The 15,491-nt window shown below is 49.2% G+C and carries 13 protein-coding genes; 9 read left to right on the top strand and 4 right to left on the bottom strand.

The genetic code is table 11. The features are described from left to right. Positions 1–114: 114 nt before the first annotated feature. A complete protein-coding gene (locus PGW97_RS16730) occupies positions 115–888 on the bottom strand; it encodes a hypothetical protein (protein WP_047885186.1) in 774 nt (257 codons plus the stop codon). A gap of 229 nt (positions 889–1,117) precedes the next feature. On the opposite strand from PGW97_RS16730, the gene PGW97_RS16725 reads away from it, so the two are divergent. Beyond that, positions 1,118–1,687, top strand: coding sequence for a GNAT family N-acetyltransferase (locus PGW97_RS16725; protein WP_273860179.1), 570 nt, complete (start codon positions 1,118–1,120; stop codon positions 1,685–1,687). A gap of 106 nt (positions 1,688–1,793) precedes the next feature. Here the strand turns inward: PGW97_RS16725 and PGW97_RS16720 are convergent, their stop codons facing one another. Continuing rightward, the gene (locus PGW97_RS16720) at positions 1,794–2,306 is read right to left on the bottom strand and encodes a porin family protein (protein ID WP_047885187.1); all 513 of its coding nucleotides are present in this window, start codon (positions 2,304–2,306) and stop codon (positions 1,794–1,796) included. Positions 2,307–2,536: 230 nt separating this feature from the next. Here PGW97_RS16720 and PGW97_RS16715 point away from each other — a divergent pair, with 230 nt between their 5' ends. The 5 genes from PGW97_RS16715 (at position 2,537) to PGW97_RS16695 (ending at position 10,585) form a co-directional block, all read left to right on the top strand. Next, a complete protein-coding gene (locus PGW97_RS16715; protein WP_273860178.1) occupies positions 2,537–4,048 on the top strand; it encodes an amidohydrolase in 1,512 nt (503 codons plus the stop codon). Between the two features lie 395 nt (positions 4,049–4,443). Continuing rightward, positions 4,444–4,614 carry a XapX domain-containing protein gene (locus PGW97_RS16710; RefSeq protein ID WP_047885189.1) on the top strand — a complete coding sequence of 57 codons (171 nt, stop codon included), beginning with the start codon at positions 4,444–4,446 and terminating at the stop codon, positions 4,612–4,614. Between the two features lie 43 nt (positions 4,615–4,657). Beyond that, positions 4,658–5,368 carry a purine-nucleoside phosphorylase gene (deoD, locus tag PGW97_RS16705; protein ID WP_047885190.1) on the top strand — a complete coding sequence of 237 codons (711 nt, stop codon included), beginning with the start codon at positions 4,658–4,660 and terminating at the stop codon, positions 5,366–5,368. Between the two features lie 439 nt (positions 5,369–5,807). Continuing rightward, entirely contained in the window at positions 5,808–7,298 is a 1,491-nt protein-coding gene (locus PGW97_RS16700) for a lactate dehydrogenase (protein WP_273860177.1), read from the top strand. Positions 7,299–7,459: 161 nt separating this feature from the next. Further along, positions 7,460–10,585 carry an ATP-binding protein gene (locus tag PGW97_RS16695; RefSeq protein WP_273860176.1) on the top strand — a complete coding sequence of 1,042 codons (3,126 nt, stop codon included), beginning with the start codon at positions 7,460–7,462 and terminating at the stop codon, positions 10,583–10,585. A gap of 219 nt (positions 10,586–10,804) precedes the next feature. On the opposite strand, the gene PGW97_RS16690 is transcribed toward PGW97_RS16695, so the two are convergent. Further along, positions 10,805–11,458, bottom strand: coding sequence for a class I SAM-dependent methyltransferase (locus PGW97_RS16690; RefSeq protein WP_273860175.1), 654 nt, complete (start codon positions 11,456–11,458; stop codon positions 10,805–10,807). Positions 11,459–11,770: 312 nt separating this feature from the next. Between PGW97_RS16690 and PGW97_RS16685 the strand changes: the two genes are divergently transcribed. From PGW97_RS16685 to PGW97_RS16675, 3 genes are all read left to right on the top strand, one after another. Further along, positions 11,771–12,694, top strand: a complete 924-nt coding sequence (locus PGW97_RS16685) for a LysR family transcriptional regulator (protein WP_217393575.1) — start codon at positions 11,771–11,773, stop codon at positions 12,692–12,694. 717 nt (positions 12,695–13,411) lie between these two features. Continuing rightward, a complete protein-coding gene (locus PGW97_RS16680; RefSeq protein ID WP_273860174.1) occupies positions 13,412–13,774 on the top strand; it encodes a VOC family protein in 363 nt (120 codons plus the stop codon). Between the two features lie 317 nt (positions 13,775–14,091). After that, on the top strand, positions 14,092–14,649 hold the full coding sequence (locus PGW97_RS16675) for a GNAT family N-acetyltransferase (protein ID WP_273860173.1): 558 nt from the start codon (positions 14,092–14,094) through the stop codon (positions 14,647–14,649). 124 nt (positions 14,650–14,773) lie between these two features. Here PGW97_RS16675 and PGW97_RS16670 read toward each other — a convergent pair whose 3' ends face one another. Next, positions 14,774–15,487 carry a tRNA (adenine(22)-N(1))-methyltransferase gene (locus PGW97_RS16670; RefSeq protein ID WP_273860172.1) on the bottom strand — a complete coding sequence of 238 codons (714 nt, stop codon included), beginning with the start codon at positions 15,485–15,487 and terminating at the stop codon, positions 14,774–14,776. Positions 15,488–15,491 lie beyond the last annotated feature (4 nt).

Here is a 15,491-nt window from a genome sequence, read left to right as displayed (position 1 = left end):
TCATGTCCTGCATGATTAAATCTCTATAACCGGGCGATTTTAGCGAAAAAAGTCACTAATACCAATTGTCACCAATGCCAATTATCACCACACTCACATGACGGCGTTGCGGACTCAGAATCCGAGCAGCCATTTAAAAGTCACAAAAAAGCCGACGACGATCGCCATAAACAACGCCACACTCAGCACCGGGCTCAGAGTTGATGTGGTCGGGTTTTGGATCGCATCTGCCAGCGTTGGCTCATCAGGCAAGCTTTCCCGTTGTTGATGGATTAACTCTGAAATGTAATGACGGATAGTTTCAATGGATTCATCTACCGAATCGATCACTTGTGCGCCCAACCATTTTTCACGATCAATCAGCAATTCCGGCGCAATATTTTTAGGGTCGGCAAAATGGCCGGTACGGCGGTCAATCACTGAAATCGCCAGCTCATTACCCTGAGCGCCCCACACCCAACAAGGCAGGTAGTTGCCACCAATATTGACCTGACTCGGATAGGGATAACCGGGATCATCCAGAAAGGTTTCAATTTTGGACTTAGACGACGTCAAATCGTGAATTTGTTGCAGGCCATGATCCAGCCAGTGAGGGAAGTTATTTCGAAAAGCGCTCTGACGCAGTGGTGCCAGCCTTGCTGCTCCGCGAACGATATATTCAATGACCTGCCGGCCCACAACCGATTGATCCGGCCAGCAACTTTGGGCCTGCTCCGCAGAAAGGTTCAGGTGCTGGCAAACCGTCCCAGTTGGTGCCACCATGCTAACCACACATTCATCCGCAGCTAACGCATCATGATGCCGGATTTTCCAGGGTTGACTGACTTCCTCAAGAATCACCCGGTTTACCTGGTCGACTGTGGATTGATAGTGTTCATAGTTGGTCATGGCTTTCCTCCGGTGAGCGCCTTCTCTTTCTGATTATTGTATAAGAGTGCGTGTCGGGCATCATTGATCAAAACCTTGTTTTACATCATGACTTTACGTCACAATGTCACAAATTGCGGCGTTTCGCTGAACCTGTCCTGAATACCTGTCATTATACACGCCGTACTCTGTCTCTGATGTGTCAGTGCAGATCCGGATACTTTATGTCACCGCACGGGAAACGATGACTATGCCACCGATTAATCGCGACTCTTCTGACTCAGCTGAAAAAGCTGTATCGCAGCCAGGTGCAACGCCAAATCACAACGCTCAGCCACCCACAGTGGATGTATCATCATTACAGCTGCGCGCCCTGGCTCCGGCAGAAGCACCAATGAACTTACTGCTGGAAGCCGAACCTTCAACGGCCATGATTCAGACGTATTTGTCTGACTGCCTGATTTGGGGAGCCGAACTGCAAAAAGATGCGAAGCCGACTGTGATGATTGGAATTTGCGCTATCCAAATGCAGTCGGCACAACAGGCTGAGCTGATGAACATCGCCATCGAACCGGCGTTTCAGAATCAGGGGCTGGGCAGTGCATTCCTGCAGAAAATCATGGAAACCATGAAGCATCAGGGGATTCGCTACCTGGAACTGGGAACCGGCACGTTCGGCCACCAGCTGACCTTTTATCAGCGCGCCGGATTCCGGGTTATTGCGGTAGAACCGGACTATTTTCTTCGTCATTACCCCACGCCACTGTTCGAAAACGGCCTTCAGCACAAAGACCGGCTTCGCTTGCGGTGCGAACTGTAACGGCACAAACTCGCAACCGTTCCAACGTTGTGAACCGGCTTTTTGAAACCGCTTTCTGATAATAGGAGTTCAGCCAAACCTTGGAATACTCACTATGCGCGGGACATTACAGGCTCGCACCAATTCCCAGCAGAATCGCATTGTTCTTCACAGCCCCCATTTCGCGGTACTCATAGCCAAGGGAAATGTCGACAATCGGCAGCAAGGTAAAGACCACACCGGCACCGCCGGTAAAGCCCCAGCCGTCATCACTTTTGCCTGTGACCGGGTTGTCCACATCGTAGTCATAGTAGTTCGTGCCGGCTTTGGCGTACACAGAGCCAATCAGTAGAGGAATATCGCCCCGCAGCGTGAGAGGAAAAGCGGTGTAGTCAATGTCATTTTTAGCCGACTGCCCCCGGGCATCGACTTCTGCGCTGCCCTGCACCACTCCGGCATTGATGCTGAGAAAATCGTTGAACGGATACGAAGCGTGAACCCCATATTCGTAACCGTAATCGTCGTTCCCCTGATATTCAATTCTAGCGGCCCCAGCACTGGCGCCGACACTGAATCCCCAAATATCGGCTGAGGCGGGCATCGCCGCGATCAGCAACAAACCTGCTGCGTACTGTTTCATGATTTCTGTCCCTCGAAATGCTGCTGTACAAGCTGAAAAGCTAAAAATATCTTCATATCGCCAGGAGTGGGGTAACGGTTCAGACCACGCTGGCGGGAACGTCTCGTCCCCTTAATTGGTAGTTCCAATCATGCCAAATTACCAATTTCACAGACAATTTCCTTGCCGGTGCTCACTGCGAAACCATCGCCTATGCTTATACCATTATGGTTCCTGAGGTAGCTTCTCTGATGCTCGCAGTTTTCAGGTTTACCTGCCTGCTTGGTTTTCTTGCTCTGCTCAATGCCTGCGACCTGGGCCCATCCCCGGACGCTGACACGATTTATCTCAATGGCACCATTCTGACCATGGCCGATCCTCCTACCGCCAACGCCCTGTCCGTCCGGGATGGCAAAATCCAAGCCATTGGGACCCAGGATGGGGTTTTGCGGCACAAGGGCAATCACACCCGCGTCGTCGATTTAAACGGGCAAACCCTGCTGCCGGGTTTTTATGCCTCCCACACCCTGCTCGCAGCAGAAGTGGCCACACTGGGTTCAATGGAAGCGGCGCAAAATGCGTTTGCCAGTCAAGGCTTCACAACGGTGGTTGACGGCTATGCCGATACCGCCAGTGTAAAACAACTGCAAGATGCAGCACTGAGTGACAAGCTGAGCCTGGATTTCATCGCACTGCCACTGTACAGCGACGTGGAAGCCTTATTGAAAGACAAAAGCTGGTCCTTTGGCAGCTACCGACGCCGGCTGAAACTGGGAGGCGTGAAACTGGTACTGGACGGTGATAGCAGAGATCTATCGGCCTGGCTGGCCTTGCCCTACCATTCCGCGCCCGGTAAACCGGAGAACTGGCGCGGCGAACCGCTCATCCCCTTCAGTGAACTCGCCGCCTTTTACCGTCAGGCCATAAAACGTAATTTACAGGTGTTTACCCATGCAGTCGGTGACGCTGCCATTGACGCGATTATTCAGGTTGCCTACGAAGTAAAACTCAGCGCCGAGCAAAACCAGCGCCATGTTGTGCTGTTCTCGCGGTTTATGCGGCGTAATCAGCTTGAGCAGTTTGCCAAACTGGGGCTCATTCCCTGCTTCAACAGCAGTCAAATTTACCTGCAGGGCGATGCCGATTTGCAGTACGTTGGCCAGGCATCAGGTGAGTTTCAGAGCCCGATGAAGTCAGCGCAAACCCTGAACCTCCCTTTTTCTAATCACTGCCAGTTGCCACCACTGTCACAAGACAGCACCACAAACGGTAATAACCCGCCCCGCAGCGATAGCAGTAGCGGTAACGGTAATAACAATAGCAACAACGCTCCTCAATCCACTGAGCACTTACCAGGCAGCCTGCTGGCGATCTGGAGCAGCGTAAACCGACTCAGCCAAAGCGGAGTGATCCTCGGACCGGATGAGCGAATTGATCCGGACACCGCCCTGAAAGCCCTGACGATTCAGGCGGCGTATCAGTTTTTTGAAGACGACACCAAAGGCTCCCTCAGCCCGGGAAAGCTGGCTGACATGGTTATCCTGTCCGACAATCCACTCACCATCGCCCCGGGCATGCTGAGGGAGATCCGAGTGCTGGAAACAATAAAGGAAGGAAAAACCATTTTCAGTCAGCGTACCGCCGCCCCGGCCAGTGCGATATCTGATACCGCTCTGCCCGCCAAAGATACCGAAAAGGCCACCGAAACAGACACTTCAGCACCACCTGCGGCTGGGCATGGCTCTATCCCTCCGGTCAATTAATGGGCAGTTTTAACTCAATTCATGTGCTTCAGAAAAATGAAATGCATTACAAGATCACAAAATTTCATCCTTGTTACATTCAGGTTCATACATTACTTTCCAGATTCACAATAATCATTAATGATATGAAAATTAAAAGAATAATAATATTTACCGCCTCCAGATGGCGGTTTTTCAGGCTGTTTTGCGCAAACGATACCCCTCGCCTTTTCAACAGAATTAGTAATCAAGGGGTGATTTTTGCTTAAAAGGACAGCAAAATGTGATCGTGATCGCGAGAAGGGGTGACAGCCTTGCTTACACTTCTCTCAACAACGGCGAACATTACAAAGGCGCGATACAGCAGCCACACTAAGCCGACTATTTAGTACGACACAAAGCTAGAGGGTAAACACATGAGCGAGATTCTGCTTGCAATGGTTGCAGGATTAATTGTTGGTCTATTTTTCTCGGCGGTTAAGCTGCCTCTTCCTGCACCTCCTGTGCTACCGGGAATCATGGGCATTGTTGGTGTTTACCTTGGCGGTATCGCGTATCAATCAATCGTTGAACGATTTTTCTCTTAAATTTCCGTCACTGACGAAAAGACAACAGAATCTGGAGTGAACTATGGCTACCCCACACATTAATGCTGAACGTGGTGATTTTGCAGAAACGGTCCTGATGCCAGGCGACCCACTACGCGCAAAATTCATTGCCGAGACATACCTTGATGATGTCAAACTGGTTTGTGATGTGCGCAACATGTTCGGTTACACCGGCACTTACAAAGGCCAGCCAGTGTCTGTTATGGGCCACGGTATGGGTATCCCTTCGTGCTCAATCTATGTTCACGAACTGATTAAAGAATTTGGCGTGAAAAACATCATCCGTATCGGCAGCTGCGGCGCCGTGCATGATGACGTGAAGCTGATGGATGTCATCATCGGTATGGGTGCATCTACAGACTCCAAAGTTAACCGTATCCGTTTCAGCGACCATGACTTCGCCGCCATTGCAGATTTCGGTCTGCTGGAAACCGCAGTGAGCGAAGCACGTGCGCAAAACGTGCCTGTGCGTGTCGGTAACGTTTTCTCTGCTGACCTGTTCTACAGCCCGGAAGCGGATCTGTTCGACAAGATGGAAAAACTGGGCATCCTGGGTGTGGATATGGAAGCCGCCGGTATCTACGGCGTAGCGGCAGAACTGGGCGCAAAAGCCCTGACGATTCTGACGGTATCTGACCACATTAAGCGTGGTGAAAAACTGAGTGCAGAAGAGCGTCAGAAATCATTTGCCCAAATGATGAATGTCGCACTGGAAACAGCGATCAAGCTGTAATCCAAACCAAGATGCTTATCGGTAGCAGTCTATCGATAACAGCTTAACGGCGAAGAGTCTTCGCCAGTGGTCGGCGTTCCCCCCGATACGTCGACCACATTTTTCCCCATGGGAAGGCATATCCATAACCATAGAAGCGTGGAAGCTGCTGAAGCGGTGTTTCTGTGAGTATGGATATGACTGAAACGCAGAATAGTTAGTCTCTACAAGCAAGGATGCAGGGGCCACGACTCCGCTGCTCAATATTCTGTAAAATGTGGCGTCTTACACAATTTGAACGGTGGCAATCAGCCGCCGTGCGGACGAAATGACCACTGCGACTTGTAGGCACTAATGGTGTCGAGCCGGGGACCCACTCCGGATCGACACCTCCCCCCGACACCTGACCCTGAACAGGCACTTGTCTGTTGCTCGAGCTGAAGGAATTAGTTAGGTAGACATGAAGAATATGTGCCGCACCAACAATCACACGTCCCTGCTGCCTGAATCATGTAACGGGCACCAGCTGAACCATTGCAAAACGGTAAGTTGCGTCAATTTTGGCTCAACCGACACAGAGCATTATGTGCTGCAGCGCAACAATCCCAACAAGCCGATTCTGGTGTGCCGGGAATGCGGTGCGTTTCCGCCAATTATCAATAACCACGATGTTATCGCTGAAGTGATGCGCCTTAAACAGCAGCAGAACAGCGGCCTGCCAGCCTGCAGTCATCCGGACTGCGAAAACTTCGGTCTCCCGGTACTGACCCACCGCCATCTTTATCATGCGTTTGGTTTCAGCGGTGATCGCCAGCGTTATCGTTGCAAATGCTGCCAGGCAACCTTCGTTGACCGCTGGTCCGGGTTTAACGCCAAAAATCAGACCCAGCAAAAGCTGCTGGCTATGCTGTTTACTGGCTACAGCGTTCGCGACATCTGTCGCCGCCTGAGCCTTAATCCCAAATCGTTTTACGATCAGCTTTCCCATATTGCCAGTCGCTGCCGCCGCCAACTGGCGATGTTTGATGCCCGCCTGTGCAAGCATAGTGCTCACCTTTCCCTGGCATCTGACATCAGTGAGTTGCAGCCCAAAAGTGATAACGGCGTGCAGTGGATTGCCAGCTGTGAAGCGCGTTCAGGCTATGTGCTGGCGCAGGATATCAACTATCAGGCAACCGACCCGGACAGCCGCAGCGAACACCATGACCCTTACACCAACGGAACGCGTTTTATGGCGCCTCCGGCAGCACGGCTGGCAATTGTACCGACACCAAAACCCCAGGCGCTACTGGCACGCATTGATGCTATTTACCGCGAGGTCATGTCCCGTCCTAACCTGGAAGACCCGCTGTCAGACAAAGCCCGTCTGAACTACCCGACCAAAGGCTGTTTGATCCGTCCGCAATACACAGTGTATGCCCATTACATGCACCTGCAGGAAATGCTGGAAGATAACAAAGAACTGGCCATCTACATGCCACAGGAACCTCTGCTGCGCTCTGCCTGTATTTCAGTTTTCCGTGAGCGGGTCAAAAACAAGACCATTCATCCGGTCTATGTGGAAACCGATCCGGACTGGGAGCACGGCCAGACCGCCGGTAAGATTGATATCGTGCTGATGGGATGGTGGCGCGATCGCTGGGCGTTTACCCGTCACGGTGATATCAGCAAAGGAATCTGCCATCTGGGTGGTGAAAAAGACAACGAGGCCAAGTGGCTGGCTATCGCACACCATGATGTGATCACAGATTACCAGCAGCGTTTCCAGGATCAGTTCAGCCAGCTGATCAATGAGCCACGCCGTAAACTCAGACCGGGCGGCCTGTTACCGCTCATGGATATTTACCGCGCCTGGCACAACCTGTGCCATCAGGACAAAAGCGGCCTGACTCCGGCCCAGAAAGTCGGTCTGATCAGCGCCCCCCTTACTCTTGAGCAGCTGCTCAGTTAATTTCACGACTGACCGCACAATAATGATGGGGAGATCGTATTTCTCCCCCTAAAGCAACAAATTACATTGATCCTTTGCGGAACTATGTATCACACTCCATAGAGTTGTCTTGGCGAAAAAAACGACAACAGTCATCACAGAAATGGACTTTGGGGTGTGCCTTGGTAAATTTTCTACCCAACCGAATTAAGCCTATCTTACTGGGCAGTATGTTATTCATCGGGATTGTTCCCGCCCTGCTCTACAGCTGGGTCAGCAGTGAAAAACTTAAAATCGTCGCCACTGAGCAGATTTCTCAGGGGCTGAACAGCCGTACCAATCTGGCCGGTCATCATATTGATGACTTACTGTCCCGGCGTATGATCAGTATCCAGAAACTGGCACATTCGCCGGTGTTTGAACTCGCTCCGAAGCACATGTCAGATCCGAATTCTTTCATTACAGCTTACCTTACGGAGCAAAGCCGGGTTGATCCGGCGCTGGGTGAGTTGTACGTGCTGGAACAGGCCACAGGTGCTACACCAACGCTGACCGCCAGCTCCGTCACCACCGAAAACGATATTCCACAGAGCGCTCAACAGACAGAGCAGGCTTTGTTTGCCTCACTGGCCCAGGCAGGCTTTCCTGATCTGACATCAACCCTGAATGCCCTTTCGCTATCTGCCCAAGTAACCGGAACAGATTCCACGCAGCTTCAGCTCTCCTCCATAAGCGCACCAGCCAGCGAAAACCAAGGGCTAAACCAGACTCAGAATCAGAATAACCAGAACGCTGCCCCGACCATCGCCGTGTCTGCCCCCCAATATGATGCAGACAACGCCTTTCTTTACCTGATCCATCCGATTAAGCAGATCGATACCAACACCATCCCGGGCAGGGTTTCCCGCTTTCTGGTACTTCGCTACCAGTTGAATGAAATCAATCGTCAGTTGCACTTTCTGGAAAAACACATCCGAAACATTGATTACGTCTTGCTGGTTGATGCTCAGGGCAAGCCAGTACTGACCGGTCGACATCAGGGGCAGAAGCTGGCTGTTTTCCGTCAATTCACCGCTTTTTACCAGCAAAATGGCCTGAGTCAACGCCATGAAGAGATGACGGAACTCCTGAGCTACCAGACGCCGGAAGGACAAACCATGGTGGTGTCATTGGCCCCGTTAGACACCGTTCATGCTGGTGTAACAGGCCTGCCGCAGTGGTCGCTGGTTTCCATTACGCCCAGAGATACCGTCACAGCCGTGATCGGTTATCTGCAGCATTACTTCCTGCTGGCACTGTTGGCTACTGCGGTTGTGGTCATTATTCTCGCCCTGACACTGACCCGCCGCATCACGGTTCCGCTGGCGAGGCTGTCCCGTTTCGCAGCCCAGTTCAAGCTCGGAAATTATGATCGTAATGATGATTTCCGTGGCCCGCACGAATTTCAGGTACTGAACGATGCGCTGAATCAGGGCGCGCAAAAAATCTCGCTGGATACTCAACGACTCAATCAGGCACTGCATAAAGCAGAAACGGCTGATCGGGCCAAATCGGTGTTTCTGGCAAACCTGTCCCATGAGATCCGCACCCCAATGAACGGTATGCTGGGGCTGTCTCAGTTACTGCTCAAAACACCGCTGAGCAAAGAGCAGGAGCAACATCTGCGCACGCTGCTCGACTCCGGCAAACACATGATGGCCCTGCTCAATGATATTCTGGACTTCTCCAAAATTGAGCAGGGGCAACTGAAACTGGACCCGTCACATTTCTGCTTTACCGATCTGGTGGGTGCCATTGAGAGTACTTACTTCTCGCTGGCCAAAGAAAAAGGCATCGACTTTACCATTCAGTGTCAATTCAAACGGCAGCAATGGTTCTATGCCGATAAGGCCCGTATTCGCCAGATTCTGTTCAACCTGATCAGCAATGCCATCAAATTTACGGAAAAGGGAAAAGTCGACGTCACGTTGCAACTGGCACCGACCGACACCGATAAGGAATTGATCCTCACGATCATCACGCAGGATACTGGAATTGGCATTCCGGCAGACAGGATCGGGCTGATCTTCGACCCGTTTGCGCAGGCAGAGGCATCCACCAGCCGTCGTTTCGGCGGCACCGGATTAGGGCTGAGTATTGTTAAACAGCTTGCGAGCCTGATGGACGGTGACGTGACCGTGAGCAGTGTTCAAGGTGTCGGTTCGTGCTTTACCGTCACACTCAAGGTCCGTGAAGGCAACTACGTCAAAGAAGACTCCTCAGATATCGAGCTGGATCGCCAGGCTTTTGCCGGGTTACGGGTACTGATAGTAGAAGACAACCATCTGAACGTCATGATCATCGATACCTTCCTCAAACAGCGGGGCTTTATTACCACTATCGCCGAAAACGGTGCCGATGCCCTCAATGCCATGCAGCAGTACGCGTTTGATCTGGTGCTGATGGATAACCACATGCCGGTCATGGATGGGATTGAAGCGATTCAACGTATCCGAAAACTGCCGCCTCCGGCCTGCGCGACCCCAATTTTTGCCTGTACCGCCGATGTGTTTGCCGAAACACAGCGCAACATGATTAACGCCGGGGCTGAATGCGTTATCACCAAACCGCTGGATGAACGTAAACTGGTTGATACCCTGCAACGTTACCAGCACCCAATCACCCGGATGGCTACGCTGCATGCTAAGGCCAATACACTGCACTATGCCGACCTCACACCTGAGACGGCATCCGAGCAGCTGCAAGACCAGCAGCAAACTAACGACCAAACACTTGTGTTTCCGACCGCAACAGCCGGATCACACTTGTCTTCCCCGTCATACGGCCAAACGCAATCTGAGCCTGAAGGATCAGACTGTGAATGTGCACTGGCTGACAAGTCACGCACTTTGACTGCTGACACATCAGAGGATGCCATGAATAACAATCTAGATGAGATGTCGCCACCTGTAACGCTGGCTGATAAGCATTTTCAGGAGCTGGATGTCAGTGGAGTGCTGGATATGATGGATGACGATCACGACATCGTGGCGCATTTCCTGACGATGTTCAGTGATGAACACCAACATGATGCCAAGCGCTTCCGTGACGCTGTTGAAAAACAGGATTTTGATCTGGCTGTACTAATCAGCCACTCGTTGAAAGGAGCTTCTGGCAGTATCTGTGCCATGCCATTGCACAATGCCGCCAAGGCCGTTGAGCTGGCTGTCAAAAAGCAACGGATTCCGACTGAAGACGAAATCCAGGCTATGGAACAGGCATTACAGCGACTGGTAAGCGAGATTCGCACTCAGCTGACACTGCAATAATTCGTGCAGCCCTGATAACACTGAACGGTATTCATACATCCTGAAATTCTGGGATGGCTTGGCTTCTGAGTACTCAACACCGCTGAAGGCGAAACAAGCTTTCAGCGGTGTTGACTTTCATTTGGGGCATCTTTTAGATGAGGTCTGACTTTCAGTTGGACTGCAGCTTCATGTTGTTAGACACATTCGCTTCAGCGCTGCGCCATCGTTCAGGCACAATCAGGCCTTACGACCAGAGAACAGAGCCACACAACCGATCACGTCAATCTTCACATCAGCAAAATGCGTTTTTAAGACCGACTCCAACGCCACGACGTCATCCTGCTCGTTACTGAAAATACCTTTTTTGTTATAGATAGCCATCAGCTTCTTCGCGAAGGCATTTTTTGGCGTCCCCTGCCCCAGAATAGTGCTGCCGAAGACCACGCCACCATCATTCATCACCGCTTTAAGATGCGAGAAAACAATTCCTTTCTCGGCAATATCCCCCGGCAGGCAATGCAGCAGGTAGTTGATACTGACTGAATCAAACTTTTCACACGGCAGGTTGAAAGGCTCTAGTACATTTCGGCAATACTGTTCCGGATTAAGGTGAGATATCGCCTGGGCGGCAGTGCTCAGGCTGTTTTCATTCAAATCCACCAGTGCGACCCGACGGGTCTTTGCAGACAGCCCGTGTTTTAAATAAAACCCGGTCCCCACTCCCACATCCAGATGGTTTACCGATACCTGCTCTGCAAACCGCTTGCTGATAAGATGAGTCGGACACTTCCATAAATAGTGGTTGGAAACCCCTAACACCCACCAATCATAAATAGCCAGCACCGCTTTTGAGTAAATGGCCTGACCGGCAACCACATCGTTTTTATTCATTTTATTATCAATATCACTTACAAAGGGTAAGGAATTTACCTGAATATCAATAACGATCAAAGCATACCAGTCCCTGTTTTTATCAGTCTTATCAATAAGTACAGCAAGGCGACCCTACGTCTCTTTCTTCAATTATTTTTTTTCAATCCAGATCCTGTTACCCAGCCCAAAATGACTCCTATCTCCTGCCACAAACAGGAATCAGATTTTTCCTCGTCACCCCTTGAGCCCATTCTCAGAATCTCTTTCCAGATACCATTAAGATAAGGAAAAAATAACAAACATAACAATAAGAAGAGAGATACGATCACCATGCGAAAATTAAGTGATTTTGATTTAAAACTGCTGCAGGTTTTTACCACCATTGTGGAAACGGGGGGATTTTCTGCGGCCCAGTTTGCCCTGAATATGCATCAGTCAACAATCAGTACCCGCATGCATGACCTGGAAGTGCGATTGGGGATGACCTTATGCCAACGCGGACGACGCGGCTTTCGGCTGACGCCGGATGGCGAAAAAGTCTACGCACTGTGTCAGACCCTGTTTCAGCACATCAACCACTTTGAAAATCAGATCGACGGTATCCGCAAAGTGTCTCACGGACATATTACGCTGGCACTGACCGATAACCTGGCCACGAACCCTGATTGTCACGTTCAGCAGGCCATACGCGCTTTTTGTGCCCGCTACTCAAAAGTCACACTGGAAACCGTGGTATGGGACTCCTATCAGATTGAGATGATGCTCTTGGAGGGGAAAATAGAGCTGGGCATTACCTCATCAGAGGTACAAAAAGATGGATTAACCTACACACCGTTGTTCAGCGAGCATCAGAGCCTGTACTGCGCCAGCGACCATCCCATCCTGCAGCACCCTCGCCCAATCACCGAAGACGATCTGATGCTGTATCCGCTGGTTGACCGCGGTCTATCCCACCACATCACCCCACTCAGCCACTGTGAAGCTATGCCGCATCTGGCCAGTAGCACCAATATGGAAGCAACTGCGCACCTGCTGCTGTCCGGCAACTTCATCGGGTATTTGCCGGATCACTATGCGGCAATCTGGGTTAACCGGGGCGAGTTAGTCAGAATCGTGGCACCTGATTGGGAATACAAGGCCGATTTTCATCTCACTACGCTGGATAACAAAGAGCACTCACTGGCTGCTACCAAGCTGATTGAAGCTATTGTGGAAAACCATATCGACCACAAAGCTTACCTGGCAACCTCATAGCGTCTAGTTCAGACTCCACCGATGACAGGATGGCCAACGCGACCTGCCATCGGTACCAGTCGCTCGTTTTTCGCGCTATTTTTGTAGCGGTTTCTTTTCAAAACGACTGGCAACTCCCACTATTTACATTAATTGCATCGACTCAAATTCGGTCTGACACCGATAAGATAGTTTTTAATCAAAAGGCATAATTGCCAAGAAGTGCAGCACACCAGTTATCTTATAAACATCAAACTACTCAAGGTTTAAACGCTGCATTCGTAATATTCTAAAAAGTGATCATGAAAAAAGTAAAAATACCTTTAAGGTACACTATATATACAGGGTATTTGAAAAGAAAATATAGCTCTGCCATTTCGAAGTGTTAATACCAAAAGATCTTCGCTCAATAAATAGGCGAAAATGAAGAAATTTATAGCGCCAAAATTTATGCACGCAGACCACCAAAGTGGTAACTTCCGTACAAAATCACCGTTTGTAAATACTAGCCAGAGATATCGTCAAAAATCATCAGACTATATGGCAAGAAGCGTGAACCCATTCTAGTTACTTGATACTTAATAAATGAAGTCATTGTTTGATTTTAGGCGTTTTTATAAAGTGTTATTTTGCTGAAAACTATACGGCAGCGTTAAAGCGGATTAATCAGACACAGAGCCAAATAATAAGTTGTTATGTACTTCAAAGGAAGTTGTAACTAACTCTAAAGGATTGAGAGTGATAGATCATTTTGAAATTAAGGTAGCTGCATTCGAAGAATGTCGTGTATTTTACAAGCATGCGCTTGAGCCATTGGGCATTGAACTCAAGTGGTCAGATGAATGTGCTGCTGGTTTTGGGCTTTCGAGCGGACCTAAAGTAATATTTCTAATTGAAAAAGGTGTCAGCAATTCAAAGTGTCACATTGCATTTTCCGCATCGGACAAACTACAAGTTGCAGCGTTTCACGAAGCGGGCTTATCTGTAGGAGGTAAATGCAATGGTAAACCTGGTTTACGAAGACACTATGCTCCAAACTACTATGCAGCGTTTTTAATTGATCCCGAGGGTAACAATGTGGAGTCAGTTGTGTACCTTTAGCACGTACATAGCAAAGTATTTGAGAGTAACGGCTAAATTTAGCATTTTTGGCTCGGTTCAGTTTGTCTACGGACAAGGAGGCTCGGTGAAATTACATTGGTTCGGCATGGAAAGCCGGTAGCGAGTTCTAATCCTAAAGTTACAGCGGTTGGCTTTGCAAAATGGGGGCAGGTCATCAACGCCATTTAGCAAGATGAATTCGATGAAACAATTATGGAGTTGCATTTTACCTAACTAAACTTTTCAAGTGTGGTATGCATGCGTGAAATTTACGAATAACCTCTTATCTCGGCGATATCTTTCATGGAGGAAACTGATTGAAATTCCCAGAACTACAAACAGAACGCTTAACGCTTTCGCAATTAACTTCTCAGGATGTATCGCGTATTTTCCTACTATTTTCCAATAATGATGTAGTCAAATACTATGATATTGAAGCCTTTACCGATTCATCACAGTCGATACGTTTGATTGATCACATGCAGCAGAGATTTGAATCAAAGTCTGGTATTCGGTGGGGGATTCGGCTGAAAGACACCAATGAATTGGTTGGCACTTGTGGCTTTAATTCATGGAATATCGGGATGAAATCAGCGGTTATTGGTTATGACTTACTACCCTCTTTCTGGGGTAAAGGAATTGCGACTGAAGCCATTAAACAGATTGTAAATCAAGCGTTTTGGGGGGAACTGCCATGTGGGAAATTAAATAGGATTCAAGCTGATACCATACCAGGCAACATAGCTTCAGAATCAATACTGCTCAAGCTAGGCTTTAAAGAGGAAGGTATTCGGCGTCAGAGTGGATACTGGAAAAATCAGTTCCATGATTTAAAGTGTTTTGGGTTAATTCGCAGTGAGTTCATAGATAGTTAAAAGACATGCAGAGGGGCTACCAACACGCAGCATTTTCTTCAGTCAATTTGAACCTTCGTGATTACGATCGACACAATTGAGTTTGGAGACTATACATTGCCAGCCCCTTCGCCGGGCGTTAGGCTCAATCAGTACAGTTAGAGATACACATGGAAATTTTCACCTCGCTGTAGGCGTCAATAATGTGCTGAACATCAATTTTCCGACCCAGTTGTACACGTTGGTAATGATTTAACGTCTGATTCAAATACTCTTTGGCTCTCTCAAGTTGTTTGATTGACTCAGGACGCCACATTTGGCTTCCGACTGGCGTAATGCTTTCCGTATTCTCGCTTGCCGATGAAACAAGAATAACCTCATAGAAGCGATGATTCTCTTTGATTAAAGCTTCTTGCTTTAAATCAAGCTGAAGTTCTATGAGTTTCTGTCGCAGAGAAAAGTGGTGATGTACCGGACACAATAAAAAATCGATGTTTAAGGTTGGGTGTTGGGTACAAATAGCCTCAACAAACTGAGCGGTGAGATCACCTCCAACACCAGCGATGATCACTAAGTGGCTGCCCTCATAACGTTGTAAAGGGAGCTGTGAGACATCCAAACAGTGAGTTTCCCACGCTGAATCAGTAAAGTAACGGCTCAATTTGTTTTCGAGCGAATCGATTAAATCCGGCACAATATCAACAAAATGAACCTTGGCCCCAGCTTGTTGAGACAGCAAGGAAGCACCAAGAAATCCGTGATCACAGCAACAATCCCAAATGTGGGTATAGTGAGGCTCTACCATTTGTTCAACTAGTTTCAATCGGTTGCTAAGCTTCAATCGGTTGCTCTGGTTCAAGGTG

Source organism: Photobacterium sp. GSS17 (assembly GCF_028621875.1).
GTDB classification, from domain to species: Bacteria; Pseudomonadota; Gammaproteobacteria; order Enterobacterales; family Vibrionaceae; genus Photobacterium; species Photobacterium ganghwense.
Note: the sequence above shows the minus strand (reverse complement) of the source record. Positions and strands in the feature narration are given on the sequence as shown.